The following is a 20,409-nucleotide window of genomic DNA, read 5'->3' on the forward strand; positions in this document are numbered from 1 at the left end:
TCGCGACCGATCCCCGCTCGTTTTTTTTCAGCGCCCCGCGTGTCAGCTGCGCGTGATCGAGGCGCCGCCGTCGAGCAGCGAGGCGGTGCCGGTGACGAAGCTCGCATCGTCCGAGGCGAGGTAGAGCACCGATTTCGCAATCTCGATCGGCTGCGCGACCCTCTTCAGCGCATGCAGGTTCGTGACGAAATCCTGCTTTTCGGCGCTGTCGTTCACCGCCTCGAACATGTCGGTCGCGACCGCGCCGGGGAGCACCGCGTTGACGCGCACCGCCTGCGGCCCATATTCGGCGGCGAGCGCCTGCGTCAGCCCGATCAGCCCCGACTTGCTCGCTGAGTAAGCGGCGCTGCCGGGGAAGGCGAAGCTGTAGCCGACGAAGGTCGAGGTGAAGATCACCGACCCGCCGCCATGCTTCACCATTTCGGCGATCTGGTGCTTGGCGCCGAGGAACGATGCGGTGAGGTTGACCGCGAGCGCGTCGCTGAAGCCCGCGGCGCTGACTTCGGTGCTGGGGCCGGCTTCGCCGAACACCCCGGCATTGTTGAAGGCGATGTCGAGGCGGCCGTAATTGTCGACCGCGGCGGCAACCAGCGCTTCATGAAAGGCTTCGCTGCGCACGTCGCCTGCGACGGCGACCGCCTCGCCGCCCGCGGCCCTGATTTCGGCGACGAGGCTGTCGAGTTCGGCCTGGCGGCGCGCGCCGACGACGACGCGGGCACCTTCGGCGGCAAAGAGTTTCGCGGTTTCGCGGCCGATGCCGGCGCTGGCGCCGGTGACGATCGCAACCTTGTTGTTCAGACGGTCCATGATCTTTCTCCTGTTCGGCGGCGGGCCCGATGCCCGTGGTCGATGAGGGGAAAGTGGACTTTGCAGGCCGTTCGGAATAGACGGCATTTCTTGGTTCTATAATTCGGGATTTCCGAACAATGATCCGCATCGAGGGCATCGCCGCCTTTATCGCCACGGTCGAGCAGGGCTCGATCAGCGGCGCCGCGCGCCAGCTCCGGCTGTCGAAATCGGTGGTCAGCGAACGCCTCGCCGAACTCGAACGCTCGCTCGGCAGCGCGCTGCTCCACCGCACGACGCGCAAACTCGGGCTGACCGAGGACGGCAGCGCCTTCCTGCCGCGCGCGCAGCGCATCGTCCGCGACGTGACCGAGGCGGCGGCCGACATCGCCGAGCGGCGCGGCACGCTGTCGGGGCCGCTGCGCATCGCGGCGCCGGTGACCTTCGGCCATATGCACCTCGGCCCCGCGCTCTATCCGTTCCTGAAAGCGCATCCCGAGCTGCAGCTGACGCTCGACCTCGACGACCGCCGCATCGACGTCGCGTCGAGCGGGCATGACGCAATCATCCGCCAGGGGGTGATCGACGACAGCCGGCTGATCGTGTGGAAACTCGCGAAGAGCCGCCGCATCCTCACCGCCTCGGCCGCCTATCTCGCCGAATATGGCACGCCGCGGACGCTCGAGGATCTGCGCGCGCATCGCGGCATCTTCTACACCAACCGCGGCGTCGCCGACTGGCATTTTCGCACCAAGGACGGGCCGGTGGCGATTCAGGCGAAGCAGGCGCTCGGGGTCAACAATGGCGACATGATCCGCGACGCGGTCGCGGCGGGGCTCGGCATCGCGATGCTCCCCGCCTTCATCGCCGGCCCCGCAATCAAGGCGGGCCGGCTCGTCGCCATCCCGCTCGACCTCGCCCCCGACGAGGAGTGGATTTACATGGCGCATGGCCAGGGGCGCGAGCCGTCGGCGAAATTACGCGCGCTCCGCGATCATTTGCAGACGGCGTTCGGCGACCCGCCTTATTGGGACGCGAGCTAGGCGACCGCCGCCGCGGCGCCGCCACCGGCGACATCGCGGCCCGGGCGCCCGATCAGGAAGCCTTGCGCCTCGTCGCAGCCCTCGCGGCGCAGCACGTCGAGCTGCTCGCGCGTCTCGATCCCTTCCGCCAGGATCGGGATCGACAGGCTCTTGCCCAGCGCGAGCACCGCACGCAGGATCGCGGTCGACTGGATATTGCCCTCGAGCTCGGCGGCGAAGAAGCGGTCGAGCTTGATCTTGTCGAACGGAAAGGCGCGCAAGGTTTCGAGCGACGAATAGCCGGTGCCGAAATCGTCGAGCGCGACCCCGATGCCCAGCGCCTTGATCTGGCGCAGCACGTGCAGCGCGCGCTCGCGATCGGCGATGATCGCGGTCTCGGTCAGCTCGATCTCCAGCCGCCGCGGCGGCAGCCCGGTATCGAGCAATATCTGGTGGAACAGCCGCGGCAGGTCGGCGTGCGACAGCTGCAGCGGCGACACATTGACCGCGACCTTCGCGCCATGCGTCCAGCCCGCGGCGTCGGCGCAGGCGCGGCGCAGCACCCATTCGCCGAGCGTCAGGATAAAGCCGTTCGATTCGGCGATCGGGATGAAGGTCACGGGGGGAATCGGGCCGCGCAGCGGGTGCGTCCAGCGCAGCAGCGCCTCGTAACCCGTGACCTCGCCGGTGTTGACCGAGGTCTGCACCTGGTAATGGACGTCGAGCTCGTTGCGGTCGATCGCGCGGCGCAGGTCGGCGGCCAGCTCGCGCTGGTCGCGGATCGCCTCGTCGAGCGCCGAATCATAGGGAACCGGCACCGGCGCGGCGTCGGCCTTGGCGCGGTACATCGCGAGGTCGGCGTTGTTCGCGAGCATGTCGGCGCTGATCGCGTCGTCGGGATAGACCGCGATGCCGATGCTCGCGCCCAGCCGCGCCTCGAATTCCTCGAACGCCAGCGGCGCCTTCAGCTCGGCGTCGAGCCGCGCGGCAAAGGCATGGATCTGCGCGCGGTCGGTGAAGCGCGTCAGCGCGACGAATTCGTCGCCGCCGAGGCGCGCGACGAACTCCTGTTCGCCCAATGCGCCGCGCAGCCGCTGCGCGATCCGCACCAGCACCGCGTCGCCCGCCTTGTGGCCATGGACGTCGTTGACTTCCTTGAAACGGTCGAGGTCGATCGCGCACAGCCCGACGCGCTCGCCGCTGGTGCTCGCGATCGCGATCTGGCGCCCCAGCTCCTCGCGGAACGCGACGCGGTTGGGCAGCCCGGTCAGGCTGTCGTTCATCGCCATGCGGGTCAGTTCGCGCATCGCGTCCGAGCGCGTCTGGCGGTCGAGCATCGCCGCGAACACCCCCGCGGCGATCACGATCGCGCCGACCAGCACCGTCGCCAGCGCCAGCGCGTTGAACTCCGACGGACGCAGCGGCGTCGCGTCGAGCGCCATCGGGGTGATCCGCATCGCGGTCATCGACAGGAAATGCAGCGACGCGATCGCAAGCACGATCAGCGCGGTGGCGACCGGCACGCGGTGGCGGACCGTACGGCGCGTGCGCAGCGTCGCGACCGCGACCGACGACAGGACGATCCCCATCACGATCGCGGTGACGACATAGACCATGTCCCATTCGACGATGCCGTCGACGCGGTACGCGGTCATGCCGGTGAAATGCATCGCGGCGATCGCCGCGCCGAACAGCGCGCCGCCGACCGCGCCATAGGCTTCGTGCCGCCCCCAGGCGGCGACCGCGAAGCCCATGAAACAGCCGACCATCGCGACCATCAGCGACGCGATCGTCAGCACGGGGTCGAGCGTCACCGGCGCCTTCGCCTCGAAGGCGAGCATCGCGACGAAATGGGTGCACCAGATCGTCGCGCTCGCGGCGACCGAGATCAGGAAGGCCCAGGCCAGCCCCTGCCCCCGCGCCGCACCGCGCGCGCGTTCGAACATCTGGACGATCGAAAAGGCGCCGACACCGCAGACAAGCACCGCGAGCGCGACGAGCCACGGGTCGTGCTCGACCGCGATGCACATGGCCAGCCTGATCAAAATCCCCACCTTTCGACGCAAAAACGCCCCACCGGACGGGCGGGACGATTGCTGCCGAAATGGCGGTAATTGCTTACAAATTTGTAAATTTTATTGACGGTGGGGGCGGCGATTTCGCGACAGGGCGGTCGGCACACGCTCTCAACTGTGGCCTATCTCCGACCCCTCAGCTATGAGACTTCATATCACGCCATCGAAGGCCGGACACCATGACCACCGCCACGCCCCCGTCGGCCCCAAAGTCGCGCAGGCTTCGGATTCTTCACGGCATCGGCTACCTGACCACCACCCTCGTCGGCATCCAGTTGCTCTTCATCGCCTTCATGGTCGGATCGGATTGGTGGGACAGACGCCAGATTGACCTGCGATACCGCGAGTCGACCCGCACCCATGACGGCCCATTGACCAATATTGGATCGGAGGGTCTCGAAGAATCCGCGGCACTGCTCGCGGCGCTGCCGACGGCATCGCAGGATGCACCCGATTCCTTCCGGATCGTTATTGAGCCCTCGCTGAGCCTGCACAGTTACGCGCTCTCGCTGATCCCGGCTAATAAACGCGAGTCCTCGGTCGCGGCCGAGTTTGTGACGCTATCGGAGGATGCCTGCGACTCTCGCGCGCCCTTGGCGATGAAGCGCCGCACCTTCACGCTGTCGCCAACCGATTATCGCCAGTTCGCGTCATGGTTCGATGCGAAAACCGAAGGATATGACGGCAGCAACGAAGGCGTCCTCGATGGCACGAGCGTCAGCTTCGAGCGGCGCAAGGCGGGCCGAACAACCTCGGGAAGCGGCAATGTCCCGGATCACCATGGCGAACTCGCCGCCCGGTTGCTCCAGTTGGTGAAGCCGCACATCAAGGGCGCCGATATTCCGACCGATCCGAGCTGGCATATCGCGGTGACGACGAAGGACTGCGAAAACTAAACCGTCCCCTCCTCCTTCTCCGCCTGCTGCCGCGCCCACATGTCGGCATAGAGCCCGCGCATCCGCAGCAGCTCTTCGTGCGTCCCCGTCTCCGCCACGCGGCCGCGGTCGAGCACGATGATCCGGTCGGCGTTCACCACCGTCGACAGCCGGTGCGCGATCACCAGCGTCGTGCGCCGCTCCGCAATCCGCTCGAGCGTTGCCTGGATCGCGGCCTCGGTGCGGCTGTCGAGCGCGCTCGTCGCTTCGTCGAGGATCAGGATCGGCGGGTTTTTCAGCAGGGTGCGCGCGATCGCGACGCGCTGCTTCTCGCCGCCCGACAGCTTGAGCCCGCGCTCGCCGACCTCGGTGTCATAGCCCTGCGGCAGCAGCGCGATGAAGCTGTCGATCGCCGCGCCCTCGGCCGCCGCCGCGATATCACCGGCGCTCGCGCCCTCGCGGCCATAGGCGATATTATAGCCGATGCTGTCGTTGAACAGCACCGTGTCCTGCGGGACGATGCCGATCTCGCCGCGCAGGCTGGCCTGCGTGACCTTGGCGATATCCTGATCGTCGATCGTGATCCGCCCGCCCTGCGGGTCATAGAAGCGGAAGAGCAGCCGCGCGATCGTCGACTTGCCCGCACCCGACGGCCCGACGATCGCCAGCGTCTCGCCCGCGCCGACCGCGAAGCTGACGCCGTTCAGGATCGTGCGGTCGGGCTCGTAACCGAACACGACATTGTCGAACGCCACCGCGCCGCCGCTCACGACGAGCGGCCAGGCGCCCTCGGCGTCGCGCACCTCGGGCGGGGTGTCGATCAGGCGGAACATCGCCTCCATGTCGATCAGCCCCTGGCGGATCACGCGATAGACCATGCCGAGCATGTCGAGCGGGCGGAACAGCTGCGCGAGCAAGGTGTTCACCAGCACGACGTCGCCGACCTTATATTCGCCGGTCGACCAGCCCCACACGGTATAGGCCATCGCCCCCGCCATCGCGGCGTTGGTGATGAAACTCTGCCCGATGTTGAGCCAGGCGAGGCTGTTCTCGCTCTTCACCGCGGCGCGCGCATATTGGTCGGCGACGTCGCGATAGCGCGCCGCCTCGCGCTCCTCGGCGCCGAAATATTTGACCGTCTCGTAATTGAGCAGGCTGTCGACGCTGCGCCCGACGGTCAGCGTATCGAGGTCGTTCATCCGCACGCGCAGCGCGTTGCGCCAGTCGGTCACCTTGCGCGTGAAGATGATATAGAGGATCACCATCAGCGCGGTCGCGCTGGCGAGCCCGAAGCTGAACTTGGTCCAGAAGATCACCAGCACCGCGACCAGCTCGATCACCGTCGGCGCGATGTTGAAAAGCAGGAAATAAAGCATCGTGTCGATGCTCTTGGTCCCGCGCTCGATCACCTTGGTCACCTCGCCGGTCCGCCGCGCGAGGTGGAAGCGCAGGCTCAGCGCGTGGAGGTGGGTGAAGGTCGCGATCGCGAGTTCGCGCGTCGCATCCTGCCCGACGCGCTCGAACACGACGTTGCGCATATTGTCGAACAGCACCCCGGCAAAGCGCGCGCCGGCATAGGCAAGCACCAGTCCGATCGCGAGCGCGACGCCCTCTTCCATCCCCGGCGCCATCTTGTCGATCGCGGCGCCATAGAGAAAGCCCATCGACAGCTGCACGCCCTTCGACGCGAGCACGATGAGCGCCGCGGCGACGATGCGGATCTTGTGCTCGGTGTGTCCGGCGGGCCAGAGATAGGGAAGGAAGCGCCGCAACGTCGCGAGGACGGGCGGTTCGCTGGCCGCCTCGGCGGAAGTTTGCGTATCGGGCGGCATGCGCGGCCTATGTAGGGTGGCGGGCGTGCGACGCCAAGCCGGGTTGGCCGGACCTTCGGGCGCGGTGTTATTTTCGTCTCACGCAAAGGCGCAAAGGCGCAAAGAAAAGGGGCTCACACAAAGACACAAAGAGGGCAGTCCATGCCGCCGGCGCGGGGCGAGGCTCGCGCGAAGCGCAATTGGAAATATCGCCTGCGGCGACGGGACGACGCCCGCTGGCCAGGCGCGCCCTCTTTGTGTCTTCGTGTGAGAATCTCTTTCTTCTTCACGCCTTTGCGCCCCTTCGACTGCCTTGCGGGCGCTCAGGACAGGCTTTGCGTGAGATTCTTCTTCCTGCTTCCTGCGCGGGACAGCCTACCGCGAATCGCGATAGCCCGCGCGCCGCAACAGGCGGTCGATCAGCCGCCGTTCGTCGGGGGTCGGCCCCGCGAGTTCGGGGGTTTCGATCGTGGTCAGGCGCCGGCCGAACAGGGGACGGCGCGGCGGAAGCAGGGGGGAGAAGCGCATAGGGGGCAAGGCGCCTTTCGTTGCGCGGCTTTGCACCCCCCGGTGCCGCAGATGATCTGGTCCCGCCGCGACCTTGGCGCGCGATGGTGAAGGACGCGTGCAGGGAAAGGGCGGACGCGCCCTTTACCATCTTCGCGCCGCGCTGCGGGGCGGCTTACTGCTTGCGTTCGGGGACGGTGAAGGTGCCGGTCACCCGGCCGCCCGCACCCGGCACGACATTACCGTCGGGTCCGCGCGTGGCGCCGCGGCCGTCGACCGTCGCGCGCCCCGAATTGAGGTCGATCACCAGCCGCCCGCCGTTCAGCCGGTTGCCGCGCTGGGTCAGCTGGACATTGCCGACCATCGTGATCAGCCGCCGGTCGAGGTCGTAAATCGCGACATTGCCCGTCGCGCGTTCGTCGCCCTTGGTCACCACGACGCCGCCGGTCGCGTCGAGCCGATTGACGTCGGTGCCGCCCTGCCGCGTGTAGGCGACGGTCATCCGCTGCGACGTCACGGTCATGCCCGCCTGCGTCACGGTGACCCCGCCCGACAGCACGACGCGGTCGGAACGGTCCTGCACCTCGATGCTGCCGGCGCTGAAATCGACCGGCGCATTGCTGTTGTGGTTGGCGAGCGCCTGCGCCTGCGCCGGGGCGCCGCTGCCGCTCGACAGGATCGCGAGGCTGGTCAGCACGAAGCTCGCCCCGGCGATCGCCAGGCTGCGCGGACCCCACAGGCGCGACGTTGCGGTCATTTCAGCACTCCCTGATTGATTCGCAGCCGGGCGTTGCCCGACAGGCGGACGACGCGCGTGTCGAGGTCGGCCGACAGCGCGTTGGCCGAAAAATTGCCGATGTTCAATGCGCCCGTGACACCGCCGCTGCCCGTCAGGCTGCGCGACTTCAGATCGATCGCGACATTGCTCGCGTCGATCCGGTATCCGTTGGCGCTGCGCACGCGCACCGCGCCGGGGACCGCGACCTGTTCGGTATCCATATTATATTGCCCCGCCGCCGCCGCGATCGTCGCGGGGCCGTCGGCGAGGTTGATCGCGCCCGACAATTGCTCCATCCGCACCACCGGTTCGGCCGAGCTTTTCTGCACCGCGCTGCCCGCGACGAGCGCGAAGGGCTGGCCCTTGGTGTCCTGCCCGCGATATTCGGCGCGCGTCACCTTCATCCGCTCCTTGGCGACCTCGACCTTGTCCTTGGAGAGCAGGAAGCTGACCTCGGCGCGCTGGGTGAAGGGCGAAAAGATCAGCACCGCGCCGACAACGCCGATCACCAGCGGCAGGCCGAAGCGCAGGATCTTGATGACGCGGTCGTGGCTCGACCCGCTGGTCGCCCACAGCTGGCGCATCGTGCGGTCATGGTCGGCGCGCGCGGACATGCGAATCGCCCCTTCAGCTATGCGCGAAAATATCGGCCTCGGGCCAGCCGGCGAGGTCGAGCGCCGCGCGCGTCGGCAGGAAGTCGAAACAGGATTGCGCGATTTCCATGCGTCCCTCGCGCACCAGCCGCGCGTCGAGGATCTCCTTCATCGCGTGCAGGAAGCGCACGTCGCTCGCGGCATAGTCGCGCTGCGCATCGGTCAGCACCGCGGCGCCCCAGTCGCTCGACTGCTGCTGCTTCGACACTTCCTGGCCGAGCAATTCGCGCACCAGTTCCTTGAGTCCGTGGCGGTCGGTGTAGGTGCGGATCAGCCGCGAGGCGATCTTGGTGCAATAGACGGGCGCGGTAACGACGCCGAGCGCATGCTGCAGCGCGGCGATGTCGAATCGTGCAAAATGGAACAATTTCAAACGGTTGGGATCGGTCAATATCGCCTTGAGCACCGGCGCGTCATAGGCGCTGCCAGGACCGAAGCGCACCAGATGCTCGTCGCCCGACCCGTCGCTGATCTGGACGAGGCACAGCCGGTCGCGCAGCGGGTTCAAACCCATCGTCTCGGTATCGATCGCAACGGCACCCGGACCCAGCACGCCCTCGGGCAGATCCTCTTCATGGAAATAGACAGTCATGCCGCTCGCCTTAGGCCAAGCGGCCTTGCTGCTCAATGACTGGTTTTACCCGCGGCATGGGGGTGGCACAGGCGTGCGACGGATGCTGCCCGCAACGCGACGGGCCCCTTGAATTTTCTGTTCGCAGGACGCTCGCATTTAGGTTATATATTGCGCCGTTAGCGGCACGGGGCGAGTCTGTGTCCAGGGTGAACTGCGTCTCCGTCCGGCGCAAGGAGCCGGTATGACGGAGCGTGGACGACCGAAAGCGACTATCAGACAATGAGTTTCAACAAAGACCGCCGTGGCCATCGGGGGCGCGGTAAGCGCGATGATTTCGGCAATTTCGACAGCTTCGAACCGGCACCCTATGGCGGCGACAGCTATGGCGGCGGCAACCGTGGCGGCTTCGGCGATCGCGACCGTGGGGGCGGTTTCGGCGGCGGTGACCGCGGCGGCTTCGGCGGCGGCGATCGTGGCGGCGGTGGCTTCGGCGGCGGACGTGGCGGCGGCATGCCGGCGCAGGTCGTCGGCGAAGGCAATGGCACCGTCAAATTCTTCAACCCGTCGAAGGGCTTCGGCTTCGTCGCACGCGACGATGGCGGCGAAGATGTGTTCGTGCACATCAGCGCGGTCGAACAGGCGGGGCTTCAGGGCCTGGCCTCGGGCCAGCCGCTCGGCTTCACCCTCGTCGAACGCAATGGCAAGGTGTCGGCCATCGATCTCAAGATCGAAGGCGAACCGATGCCGATCGAAGACAGCCCGCCGCGCCGTGACGACCGCGGCGGCTTCGGCGGCGACCGTCCGGCACCGGGCGGTGCGCGCGGCCGGCGCCAGCTGACCGGCGAACGCACCTCGGGCACGGTGAAGTTCTTCAACACCACCAAGGGCTTCGGCTTCATCGCGCGCGACGACGGACAGGCCGACGCCTTTGTCCACATCAGCGCGGTGCAGCGTGCGGGCATGGCCGGCCTCGAGGAAGGCGACCGCGTCGCTTTCGACATCGAAGTCGATGATCGCGGCAAATTCGCTGCGGTGAATATCCAGCCGTCGCAGGACTGATTTCGGTTCGAACGGACAAGGAAAAGGGCGGCCGAGAGGCCGCCCTTTTTCGTTGGGGGAATATTGACGGCTCGGTGACGGGGCGGGCATGCACTCCTCTCCCCTTGAGGGAGAGGATAGCGCAGCTTGCTCCGTCAGGAGCTAGCGAAGCTTGGTGAGGGGGTGCAGCGCAGGCAGACGCAAAATCCCCTCTCAACTGCGGCTAGGCAGCAAGCTGCCAAGCCTTCGTATCTCTCCCTCAAGGGGAGAGAGCAGTAATCAATAGCCTGCCGTCGCCTCCAGGAACCAGATCCGCTGTTCGGTTTCGTCGGCCCAGCCGTCGACCAGCCCGCTCGTCGCGATGTCGGCGTCGCGTTCGGCGGCGGCCTTCACCTCTTTGAGCTGCGCGAGCAGCGTGCGGTTGTCGGCGGCGAGCGCCTTGACCATCGCCTCGGCGTCGACACCCGCAGCGTCATCGTCCTTGATCGACTGGCGGCGGCCGACGTCGCCGATCGAGCGCAAGGTCGCGGCGCCATTCTTGCGCACGCGCTCGGCGATCAGGTCGGTGGTGGCGAGGACCTGCGTCGCCTGTTCGTCGAACAGCAGGTGGAGCTCGCGAAAGCGCGGCCCCTGGACGTGCCAGTGATAATTTTTCGTCTTGAGATAGAGAGCGAAACTGTCGGCGAGCAGCGCGTTGAGCGCGTCGGCGACCTTGGGCTGATTATGTTCGGGCATGGGACCCTCCTTTCCTGTCGCCCGGATATAGAGAGGTCGGGCGCCACATGCCCACTTAGACTTTCATATTATATGATCGATAAAATCGATCAAACTTCGACTTTTATCCCAGCAGGCCGAAAGCCGCCATGCCGCTGCGCAGCCCCCAGACCGCGAGCACCAAAACGCCCAGCCAGCGCACGACCTTCGCCGCGCGCTGCCCGGCGAGTTCGGGGCCGAAGGCGAGGAACGGCAGCATCGCGAGGATCCACCCGGCGAGGCCGCCCGCCGCGGCCCAATGGCCCGCGCCGCTCGTCGCCGCGAGCGCGCCGATCAGGAAATGGCTGCGGTCGCCGAACTGGAGCAGCAGCATCCGCCCGCCGAGCAGCGGCGCCGGCGTTTCCGCCAGACTCTCCGCCTCGGGTCCGGTCCGCCACGGCCAGGCGAGCGACACCGCCGCCGACAGCAGGGCAAAGGCGACGAGCAGGATGACGATGCCCTGCCCGATCATCCGGTTGGCGACCGATCCGGCGACCGCCGCGATCACCGCATTGACGATAAAGGCGCCGACCGCGAGGCCGAATACCAGCCGCCGGTCGCCGCGCACCGCAAGCAGTCGCGACAGGAAACTGCCCGTCCGCCCGTCGGCATTGGCCAGCGCCACCGCGACGAGCGCAACCATGATCGCATCCATGAAAAACCGGTCCTGCTAAGCGCTCAATGCCCGAGGCGCAGCGCCACCGATGCGAGCCAGGCTTCCTGCGCGGCGGGCGCCATCGGCCCGCGCGGTACGCTGGCGGCGTCGCTCATCGCGTCGAGATAGGTGAGGATCGCGGCGCGATAGCCGCCCGCGGCGACCGCCGATTCGAGCCGGCTCGCCAGCGTCTCGACCGCGGCGAAGCCATGGTCGCGCGCGAGGCAGCGGATATCGTCGACGCCCTGGACGATCTGCGTCAGCGCGCAATGCGGCAGCGCTTCGGCGAGCGCGCCGATCTGCCCGGTAATCCGGCTCTGGATATCGTGGTTCGGGTCATGGTGATGCAACATCTGACGCCCCCTGGTCCTTTAGGCGTCCGACGATGCGCTCATTTGGTTAATGCGCGGTTTAGAGACCGTCAGCGGTGCCCGAGCGGGCGATCCTGCCCCTGCTTGCAGCGATACATGTCGCGGTCGGCGGCCGCGAGGATGTCCGATTCGGTCATGTCGGGCGCGAGCATCGCGACCCCGAAGCACGCCGACAGCGCGATCTCGCGCCCGTCATAGACGGCGGGGGCGGCCGCAAGCACCTCGCAGAGCCGCTCGACCTGCGCACGCGCGCCGGCCTCGGTCGACTGGTCGAGGATCAGCCCGAACTCGTCGCCGCCGATGCGCGCCGCGACATCGGTCGCGCGGATCGACGACAGCAGGCGGTCGGCGATCTGGATCAGCGCGAAATCGCCCGCGGCATGGCCGAAGCTGTCGTTGATGAACTTGAGCTGGTTGACGTCGGCGAACACCACCGCGGCGCTTTCGGCGTGCCGTGCGAAGCGCGCGAGGCGCTGGTGGATCGCGGTCAGGAAATAGCGGCGGTTGAACAGCGGGGTCAGCGTGTCGCGTTCGGACACGCGCTCAAGCTCGGCGACCGCGATCTTGAGCACGCGATTCTCGCGGCGCAGCGCGTCGCGTTCGCGGCGAACGTCGCGCAGCTGGTCCTCGATGGAGACGACGGGTACGGCGGTCAGATGATCGACCGCGATCCGTGCCCCCCCAATGCTGTCCATCCCAAATCCCCGCAGCGAACCCACGCCGGCCGGACGCCGACAGTCTCTTGTGAGCGCCGATGCTAGCGACCACTTGATACCAATCGGTAAACGCCGGGCATGAGATTTCATGCCGTTGCCCGCGCGGGGGCGAGCCGCTAGGGGATGGGCGCGGCGATGACTCGCCGCGACAGGGAGATATGAGGGATGGGCGATAGGGCGCCGCTGGTGGGCGTGATCATGGGCAGCCAGTCCGACTGGCCGACGATGGCGCACGCCGTCCACATCCTCGAAAGCTTCGGCATCGCGCACGAGGTGCAGATCGTCTCGGCGCACCGCACCCCCGACCGCCTGATTTCCTATGCCAAAAGCGCCGCCGACCGCGGGCTCAAGGCGATCATCGCGGGCGCCGGCGGCGCCGCACACCTGCCCGGCATGGTCGCGTCGATGACGCGCGTGCCCGTGCTCGGCGTGCCCGTCCAGTCGGCGGCGCTCAGCGGCGTCGACAGCCTCTATTCGATCGTCCAGATGCCCGGCGGCATCCCCGTCGCGACCTTTGCGATCGGCAAGGCGGGCGCGACCAACGCCGGCCTGTTCGCCGCCGCGCTGCTCGCGAACGAGGATGAGGCGCTCGCGGGCCAGCTCGATGCCTGGCGCGCCGCGCAGTCGGAAAGCGTCGCGCCGACCCCCGTGCGCGAGGGCTGACGCCTTGCTGCCCCCCGGTTCGACGATCGGCATCCTCGGCGGCGGCCAGCTCGGCCGCATGCTCGCGGTCGCCGCCGCGCAATTGGGCTTCAAGGTCCATATCTATGCGCCGGATGCGGAAAGTGTGGCGGCCGAGGTCACCGCGCACCACAGCCAGGCGGCGTGGGACGACGAGCCGCGCCTCGCCGCCTTTGCCGCCGCCTGCGATGCGGTGACCTTCGAATTCGAAAATGTCCCCGTCGACACCGTGCGTTTCCTGTCGGGGCATGTCGCGGTGCGCCCCGGCGCCGCCGGGCTCGAGATCGCGCAGGACCGGCTCACCGAAAAAAGCTTCGTCGCCGACCTCGGCGGCCGCCCCGCGCCGTTCGCCGCGGTGCCGGGCCGCGCCGCGCTCGATGGCGCAATCGCGGGCATCGGCACGCCCGCGATCCTCAAGACCGTGCGCATGGGCTATGACGGCAAGGGGCAGGCGCGCCTCGCCACGTCCGAAGACGCCGACACCGCATGGGAAAGCATCGGCCGCCATTCGGCGGTGCTCGAAGGCTTCGTCGACTTCGCCCATGAATTTTCGGTGATCCTCGTGCGCGGCATCGATGGCGAGATCCGCTATTGGGATTCGACGGTCAACGTCCATGACGCCGGCATCCTCGCGACCGCGAGCCTGCCGCCGCCGCCGATCGTCCTCGAACAGCAGGATGCGGCGCGCGCGATGATGGCCGGCATCGCCGACGCGCTCGACTATGTCGGCGTGCTCACCGGCGAATTTTTCGCGACCGACGACGGCCCGGTCTTCAACGAGATGGCGCCGCGCGTCCACAACAGCGGCCATTGGACGATCGAGGGGGCCGAGACGAGCCAGTTCGAAAATCATATCCGCGCGGTCGCAGGACTGCCGCTCGGCAGCACCGCGACGCGCGCGCTGCCGGTGACAATGCGCAACCTGATCGGCGCGGACATCGCCGCGGTACCCGACCTGCTCGCCGACCCGCATTGCCACGTCCACCATTACAGCAAGACCGAGGTGCGCCCCGGGCGCAAGCTCGGTCACGCAACTTGGGTGGGTTCGGAACCCGCGGCATGAACCACCCCGAAATCACGCTCATCATGGCACGCGCGGCGAACGGCGTGATCGGCGCCAATGGCAAGATGCCCTGGCACCTGCCCGCCGACCTCCGCCGTTTCAAGCAGCTCACCATGGGGCGCCCGATGATCATGGGGCGCAAGACCTTCGACAGCCTGCCCGCGATCCTCGAGGGCCGCCGCCATATCGTGCTCACCCGCGATCCCGACTGGCAGGAAGAAGGCGCCGAGCCCGTCGCAAGCATCGACGATGCGCTGCGCCTCGCCAATGCGCCGCATGTCATGGTGATCGGCGGCGCCGAAATCTATGCGATGTTCCTGCCCCTCGCCGACCGTATCGAGCTGACCGAGGTCGCGCTCACCCCCGCGGGCGACGCGTCGATCGCCTATCCCGACCCCGCCGGCTGGGTCGAGGCGGCGCGCGAGGACCATGGCGCCGACGACGCCGGCCGCCCCGCCTACAGCTTCGTCACCTTCACCCGAAAGGACCGCTGATGCGCCGCTGGATCACCGGCATCCTGCTCGTCGTCGCGCTCGCCGCGCTCGCTTTCTTCAGCTTCGCGCCCGGCGTCATCGAACGCGGGCTCAACAAGATCGACGGCAAGCCGCTGCCGCAGGTCAGCGCGCGGGCAAAGGCGCTGCACGCGACCTTGACCATCGTCGACCTGCACAGCGACAGCCTGCTGTGGAGCCGCGATTTCCTGACGCGCGCCGACCGCGGCCATATGGACCTGCCGCGCTTGCAGGACGGCCATGTCGCGCTGCAGGTCCTCGCGAGCACGACCCAGTCGCCCAAGGGGCAGAATTACGACGCCAATGGCGCCGACAGCGACAATATCACCGGCCTCGTCATCGCGCAGCTCCAGCCGATCCGCACTTGGGATTCGCTGCTCGAACGATCGCTGTGGCATGCGACCAAGCTCCACCGAGATGCCAAGGCGTCGAACGGCCAGCTCCGCGCAGTCGCGACCCCCGAAGACATTGAGGCGCTCCTTTCAGCGCGGCAGGGCAAGCCGCTCGCCACCGGCGCGATGCTCAGCATCGAGGGGCTGCACAATCTCGAAGGCGACATCGCCAATTTGGACAAGCTCTACGCCGCCGGTTTCCGCATGGCGGGGCTCACCCATTTCTTCGACAACGACCTCGCGGGGTCGATGCACGGGCTCAAGAAGGGCGGGCTCACCCCGCTCGGGCGGCAGGTCGTGAGCCGCATGGAAGCCAAGGGCATGATCGTCGACGTCGCGCATTGCTCGAAGGCGTGCGTCGCCGATATCCTCAAGATGGCGCGCCGTCCCGTGGTGTCGAGCCATGGCGGGGTGCAGGCGACGTGCAAGGTCAACCGCAACCTCGACGACGCGCAAATCCGCGGCGTCGCGGCGACCGGCGGGCTGATCGGCATCGGCTATTGGGACGCCGCCGTGTGCGACACCTCGCCCGCGAGCATCGCGAAGGCGATGAAGCATGTCCGCGACCTCGTCGGCATCCAGCATGTAGCGCTCGGCAGCGACTATGACGGCGCCACCACGGTGCGTTTCGACACCGCGCAGCTCGTCCAGATCACCCAGGCGCTGATCGACGCGGGCTTCAGCGACGACGAGATTCGCGCCGCGATGGGCGGCAATGCGATCCGCGTGCTGAGCGCGGGGCTCGTCCCGCTGACCCCGCCCGCTCCATGACGCGCCCCTCCCAATCCGTTCGCCCTGAGCTTGTCGAAGGGCTGTTCTTTCTTTCCACGGCGGGAAAGAGAAGGACGGTGCTTCGACAAGCTCAGCACGAACGGGGAGAGGTGCGATCATGATCCGCCTCGACGGCCACCAGCGGATCGCGGGCGATCTGCGCGGCGGCGTGATCGCGCTCGGCAATTTCGACGGCTTCCACGCCGGGCACCAGGCGGTCGTCGGCCGCGCGGTGCGCCATGCGCAGGATGAGGGTCGCCCGGCGATCGTCGCGACCTTCGACCCGCATCCGGTGCGCTTCTTCAAGCCCGACGCCGCCCCCTTCCGCCTCACCACGCTCGACCAAAGGCAGGAGCTGTTCGCCGCCGCCGGTGCCGACGCGATGCTCGTCCTCCCCTTCGATGCCGCGCTCGCGGGCACGAGCGCCGAGGATTTCATCACCGAATTGCTGCTGGGTCGCTACGGCGCCAAGGGCGTGGTCACCGGCGCCGACTTCGTCTTCGGCAAGGGTCGCGGCGGCGACGTCGTGACGCTCGCCGACCATGCCCGCCGCCTCGGCTTCTTCACCGAAATGGTCGCGCCGGTCGATGCCGATGACGCGGTGATCTCGTCGAGCCGCATCCGTGAGGCGCTGCAGGCGGGCGACTGCGCGACCGCCGCACACCTGCTGACCCGCCCCTTCACCGTGCGCGGCATCGTCCAGCACGGCGACAAGAACGGCCGCCTGCTCGGTTTCCCGACCGCGAATATCGACATGGGCAATTATCTCCGCCCGCGTTACGGCATATATGCGGTGACCGGCCGGCTGCCTGACGGTCGCATGCTCAAGGGCGCCGCCAACCTCGGCATCCGCCCGAGCTTCGATCCGCCCAAGGAGTTGCTCGAACCGCATTTCTTCGACTTCGCCGAAGATCTCTACGGCCAGGAAATCGACGTCGCCTTCCACGCCTTTATCCGGCCGGAGGCGAAATTCGACGGGATGGACTCGCTGATGGCGCAGATCGCAGTCGACTGCGACGAGGCGAAGGCACTGCTCACCGACATATGATTCGCGCAGAGGCGCAGAGGCCGCAGAGAGCGCAGAGTTTCTATTCGCGCGGAGACGCGGAGACGCGGAGAAGAAATGAGAGTGGCGGCTTCGCCGCCCTTATTTCCCTCCCCTCTGCAGCCTCTGCGGCCTCTGCCCGAATCCCCTCTATCTTTTTCCTCCGCGTCTCCGCGTCTCCGCGTGAACCCCATCCAGCCCAACCCATAAGCTTTGCGCCCACGCGAATCTGCGCTAAGCGCCGCGCACCATGACCGACAGCACGCCCACCGCCGAGCAGCGCGACTATCGCGACACCGTCTTCCTGCCCAAGACCGACTTCCCGATGAAGGCCGGCCTGCCGCAGAAGGAGCCGGCAATTCTCGCCAAATGGATCGCGGGCAATCTGGAGGCGCAGATTCGCGAAAGCCGCAAGGGCCGCGACCAGTTCATCCTCCACGACGGCCCGCCCTACGCCAATGGCGACATGCACATCGGCCATGCGCTCAACCATATCCTCAAGGACATGGTCGTCCGCACCCAGACGCTGAAGGGCAAGGACGCCCCGTACGTCCCCGGCTGGGACTGCCACGGCCTGCCCATCGAGTGGAAGGTCGAGGAGCAGTATCGCAAGAAAAAGCTCAACAAGGACGAGGTTCCGGTCGAGGAGTTCCGCGCCGAATGCCGCGCCTATGCGCAGCATTGGGTCGATACCCAGCGCGAGCAGCTGAAGCGCCTCGGCATCGGCGGCGACTGGGACCATCCGTACCTGACGATGGATTATGAGGCCGAGGCCACCATCGTCCGCGAACTGCTGAAGTTCGCCGCGAACGACATGCTCTATCGCGGCGCCAAGCCGGTGATGTGGTCGCCGGTCGAAAAGACCGCGCTCGCCGAGGCCGAGGTCGAATATGAGGATATCGTCTCGACCCAGATCGACGTGGCGTTCGAGATCGTCGAAAGTCCGATCGCCGAGCTGGTCGGCGCGCATGCCGTGATCTGGACGACCACCCCGTGGACGATCCCGGTCAACCAGGCTTTGGCCTATGGGCCGGAGATCGAATATTGGCTGGTCGAAAGCTTTCACGCGGAAAACCCCGCGGTTGGCGAGCCGGGATTCTATTTGATTGCCAAAGACCTCGTCAAAGAGGCTGAAGCCCGATTCAAGAAGGGCTTTGGCGACCTTGGCACGGCATTCTTTTCCGAGCCGAAATTATCCATCAAAGGTTCCGACCTCGCCGGTACCATCGCCCGCCACCCGATGCACGCGCTCGGCGGCTTCTTCGCGCGCCCGCGTCCCTTCCTCGCGGGCGATTTCGTCACCACCGACAGCGGCACCGGGCTCGTCCATATGGCGCCCGACCATGGCGAGGACGACTTCGACCTGTGCAAGGCGAACGGGCTCGACCCCGTCTTCGCGGTCGAGGGCGACGGCAAGTACCGCGCCGACTGGGGCTGGCTCGGCGGTCAGGGATCGGTGATCAACCCCAAGTTCAACGCCCCCGACGGCCCGATCTGCACCGACCTGCGCGAAGCCGGCGGCCTGCTCGCGGCGTCGGCCGATTACCAGCACAGCTATCCGCACAGCTGGCGTTCGAAGGCCAAGGTCATCTTCCGCTGCACCCCGCAATGGTTCGTGCCGATGGACAAGGTGATGACGCATATCGAGCCCAAGACCCCGCGCGAAAAGCGCTGGGAGAATGAGGGCGGCGCGATCAATCCGCATGAGGAGGATCTGTGCGACGCCCCGACGCTGCGGCAGGCGGCGATGCAGGCGATCGCCGACACGCGCTTCGTCCCCGCCAAGGGCCGCAACCGCATCGGATCGATGGTCGAGGGCCGCCCCGACTGGGTGCTGTCGCGCCAGCGTGCATGGGGCGTGCCGATCACGCTCTTCGTCGACCGCAAGACCGGGCAGTATCTGAACGATCCGGTCGTCAACGACCGCATCGTCGCGGCGGTGCGCGAGGGCGGCGTCGACGCGTGGAACGACGCGCGCGCGCAGGACTATCTCGGCGACAAATATGACGCCGCCGATTTTGAGCGCATCACCGACATTCTCGACGTCTGGTTCGATTCGGGCTGCACCCACGCCTTCGTGCTGGAGAGTGGCAGGTGGCCCGCGCTCGTCCGCCACGACGGCGGCACGCACAGCGCCGACCTCTATCTCGAAGGCAGCGACCAGCATCGCGGCTGGTTCCAGTCGAGCCTGCTCGAAAGCTGCGGCACGCGCGGGCAGGCGCCGTATAAGGCGGTGCTGACGCACGGCTTCACGATGGACAGCAAAGGCTTCAAACAGTCGAAGTCGCTCGGCAACACGACCGACCCGGTTAAGGTGATGGAAACCAACGGCGCCGACATCATCCGCCTGTGGGCGCTTTCGGTAGACTTCACCGAGGACCACCGCATCGGCGACGAAATCCTCAAGGGCGTCGCCGACCAGTATCGCAAGCTGCGCAACACCTTCCGCTACCTGCTCGGCGCGCTCGACGGGTTCAGCGAGGAGGAACGCATCACCGACGTCGCCGCGATGCCCGAGCTCGAGCGCTATATGCTCTCGCTGCTCGCCGAGCTCGATACGAAGATGGCGCAGGCGGTCGATGATTTCGACTTCAACAGCTACACACGCCTCTTGTCGGATTTCTGCAACGAAGACCTGTCGGCCTTCTATTTCGATATCCGCAAGGACGTCCTCTACTGCGACCTCGGCCCCGCCGCGCCGCTCGGCACCGACACCCGCCGCGCGTATCGCAGCGTGCTCGACATCCTCTTCCACGCGCTCGTCCGCTACGCCGCGCCGGTGCTGGTGTTCACGAGCGAAGAGACATGGGGCACGCGCTATCCCGACGCGGGCAGCGTGCATCTGCTGGAGTGGCCCAACCTCGACACCTTAATCCGTCACCCCCGCGAAGGCGGGGGTCCAGCTTCTTCCAGCAACGAAGGCGAAAAGCTGGATTCCCGCCTTCGCGGGAATGACGAGTTGATGAAGCGTTGGGCGCAGTTGCGCGCGCTGCGCTCGCACGTCAACGAAGCTATCGAGCCTCTCCGCCGAGAGAAGGTTGTTCGTTCCAGTTTGGAAGCAAATGTCGTCCTCGCCAACTCTGGCTTGGACGATTGGACGGACGAAACCTTCGACTTCCAAGAACTCTTTATCTCCGGCCAAGTCGGTTTGTTGGCGATGGTGGAGACCGACGGTGAGACCAATGTCGTTCCCATTCAAGAATACGGCGACGGTGTATTGATCGGTGTTTCACGAACCACCGACCACAAATGCGGCCGCTGCTGGCGCCACCTGCCCGAGGTCGTCGAGGACGGCGCCTTGTGCAATCGCTGCGACACGGTATTGAGCTAA

At 66.9% G+C, this 20,409-nt stretch carries 20 protein-coding genes; 9 read left to right on the forward strand and 11 right to left on the reverse strand.

Going from position 1 to position 20,409, the window contains the following annotated elements:
• Positions 1-42: 42 nt before the first annotated feature.
• On the reverse strand, positions 43-807 hold the full coding sequence (locus B1A78_RS00970) for an SDR family oxidoreductase (RefSeq protein WP_077145170.1): 765 nt from the start codon (positions 805-807) through the stop codon (positions 43-45).
• Between the two features lie 119 nt (positions 808-926).
• Between B1A78_RS00970 and B1A78_RS00975 the strand changes: the two genes are divergently transcribed.
• Positions 927-1,829, forward strand: a complete 903-nt coding sequence (locus tag B1A78_RS00975; protein WP_077145171.1) for a LysR family transcriptional regulator — start codon at positions 927-929, stop codon at positions 1,827-1,829.
• Here B1A78_RS00975 and B1A78_RS00980 read toward each other — a convergent pair.
• Positions 1,826-3,853, reverse strand: coding sequence for a bifunctional diguanylate cyclase/phosphodiesterase (locus B1A78_RS00980; RefSeq protein ID WP_144037623.1), 2,028 nt, complete (start codon positions 3,851-3,853; stop codon positions 1,826-1,828). The two genes, B1A78_RS00975 and B1A78_RS00980, sit on opposite strands and share 4 nt — an antisense overlap.
• Before the next feature lie 209 nt (positions 3,854-4,062).
• Here B1A78_RS00980 and B1A78_RS00985 point away from each other — a divergent pair, with 209 nt between their 5' ends.
• Positions 4,063-4,779 carry a hypothetical protein gene (locus B1A78_RS00985; RefSeq protein ID WP_077145173.1) on the forward strand — a complete coding sequence of 239 codons (717 nt, stop codon included), beginning with the start codon at positions 4,063-4,065 and terminating at the stop codon, positions 4,777-4,779.
• Here the strand turns inward: B1A78_RS00985 and B1A78_RS00990 are convergent.
• The 5 genes from B1A78_RS00990 to B1A78_RS01005 all read right to left on the reverse strand — a co-directional run bounded on the left by B1A78_RS00990 (position 4,776) and on the right by B1A78_RS01005 (position 9,099).
• Positions 4,776-6,590 carry an ABC transporter ATP-binding protein/permease gene (locus tag B1A78_RS00990; protein ID WP_077145174.1) on the reverse strand — a complete coding sequence of 605 codons (1,815 nt, stop codon included), beginning with the start codon at positions 6,588-6,590 and terminating at the stop codon, positions 4,776-4,778. The two genes, B1A78_RS00985 and B1A78_RS00990, sit on opposite strands and share 4 nt — an antisense overlap.
• Positions 6,591-6,944: 354 nt before the next feature.
• Positions 6,945-7,097, reverse strand: coding sequence for a hypothetical protein (locus B1A78_RS22445; RefSeq protein WP_179101947.1), 153 nt, complete (start codon positions 7,095-7,097; stop codon positions 6,945-6,947).
• A gap of 154 nt (positions 7,098-7,251) precedes the next feature.
• Positions 7,252-7,833, reverse strand: coding sequence for an LptA/OstA family protein (locus tag B1A78_RS00995; RefSeq protein WP_083733690.1), 582 nt, complete (start codon positions 7,831-7,833; stop codon positions 7,252-7,254).
• On the reverse strand, positions 7,830-8,468 hold the full coding sequence (gene lptC / locus B1A78_RS01000; protein ID WP_077145175.1) for an LPS export ABC transporter periplasmic protein LptC: 639 nt from the start codon (positions 8,466-8,468) through the stop codon (positions 7,830-7,832). Before lptC ends, B1A78_RS00995 begins: the two co-directional genes overlap by 4 nt.
• A 13-nt stretch (positions 8,469-8,481) precedes the next feature.
• Entirely contained in the window at positions 8,482-9,099 is a 618-nt protein-coding gene (locus B1A78_RS01005; RefSeq protein ID WP_077145176.1) for a ribonuclease D, read from the reverse strand.
• A gap of 261 nt (positions 9,100-9,360) precedes the next feature.
• On the opposite strand from B1A78_RS01005, the gene B1A78_RS23280 reads away from it, so the two are divergent.
• The gene (locus B1A78_RS23280) at positions 9,361-10,140 is read left to right on the forward strand and encodes a cold-shock protein (RefSeq protein WP_077145177.1); all 780 of its coding nucleotides are present in this window, start codon (positions 9,361-9,363) and stop codon (positions 10,138-10,140) included.
• 258 nt (positions 10,141-10,398) lie between these two features.
• Here B1A78_RS23280 and B1A78_RS01015 read toward each other — a convergent pair whose 3' ends face one another.
• From B1A78_RS01015 to B1A78_RS01030, 4 genes are all read right to left on the reverse strand, one after another.
• Positions 10,399-10,854: a Dps family protein gene (locus B1A78_RS01015; RefSeq protein ID WP_077145178.1), complete on the reverse strand. Its 456-nt coding sequence runs from the start codon at positions 10,852-10,854 to the stop codon at positions 10,399-10,401.
• 103 nt (positions 10,855-10,957) lie between these two features.
• Complete coding sequence (locus B1A78_RS01020; RefSeq protein WP_077145179.1) at positions 10,958-11,527, reverse strand: hypothetical protein; 570 nt, start codon at positions 11,525-11,527, stop codon at positions 10,958-10,960.
• Positions 11,528-11,550: 23 nt separating this feature from the next.
• A complete protein-coding gene (locus B1A78_RS01025; protein ID WP_077145180.1) occupies positions 11,551-11,880 on the reverse strand; it encodes a hypothetical protein in 330 nt (109 codons plus the stop codon).
• Positions 11,881-11,948: 68 nt separating this feature from the next.
• Entirely contained in the window at positions 11,949-12,593 is a 645-nt protein-coding gene (locus B1A78_RS01030) for a GGDEF domain-containing protein (RefSeq protein ID WP_077145181.1), read from the reverse strand.
• Between the two features lie 186 nt (positions 12,594-12,779).
• Between B1A78_RS01030 and purE the strand changes: the two genes are divergently transcribed.
• The 6 genes from purE (at position 12,780) to ileS (ending at position 20,409) form a co-directional block, all read left to right on the forward strand.
• Positions 12,780-13,277 (forward strand): 5-(carboxyamino)imidazole ribonucleotide mutase, encoded by a 498-nt coding sequence (gene purE, locus B1A78_RS01035; protein ID WP_077145182.1) that lies wholly within the window; start codon positions 12,780-12,782, stop codon positions 13,275-13,277.
• A 4-nt stretch (positions 13,278-13,281) separates the two neighbouring features.
• On the forward strand, positions 13,282-14,358 hold the full coding sequence (locus tag B1A78_RS01040; RefSeq protein ID WP_077145183.1) for a 5-(carboxyamino)imidazole ribonucleotide synthase: 1,077 nt from the start codon (positions 13,282-13,284) through the stop codon (positions 14,356-14,358).
• Entirely contained in the window at positions 14,355-14,852 is a 498-nt protein-coding gene (locus B1A78_RS01045) for a dihydrofolate reductase (protein ID WP_077145184.1), read from the forward strand. Before B1A78_RS01040 ends, B1A78_RS01045 begins: the two co-directional genes overlap by 4 nt.
• Positions 14,852-16,033 (forward strand): dipeptidase, encoded by a 1,182-nt coding sequence (locus B1A78_RS01050; protein WP_077145185.1) that lies wholly within the window; start codon positions 14,852-14,854, stop codon positions 16,031-16,033. Before B1A78_RS01045 ends, B1A78_RS01050 begins: the two co-directional genes overlap by 1 nt.
• A 118-nt stretch (positions 16,034-16,151) precedes the next feature.
• Complete coding sequence (locus B1A78_RS01055; protein WP_077145186.1) at positions 16,152-17,081, forward strand: bifunctional riboflavin kinase/FAD synthetase; 930 nt, start codon at positions 16,152-16,154, stop codon at positions 17,079-17,081.
• Between the two features lie 247 nt (positions 17,082-17,328).
• Positions 17,329-20,409 carry an isoleucine--tRNA ligase gene (gene ileS, locus B1A78_RS01060; protein WP_077145187.1) on the forward strand — a complete coding sequence of 1,027 codons (3,081 nt, stop codon included), beginning with the start codon at positions 17,329-17,331 and terminating at the stop codon, positions 20,407-20,409.

It is taken from the genome of Sphingopyxis sp. KK2 (assembly GCF_001990265.1).
Taxonomy (GTDB): Bacteria; Pseudomonadota; Alphaproteobacteria; order Sphingomonadales; family Sphingomonadaceae; genus Sphingopyxis.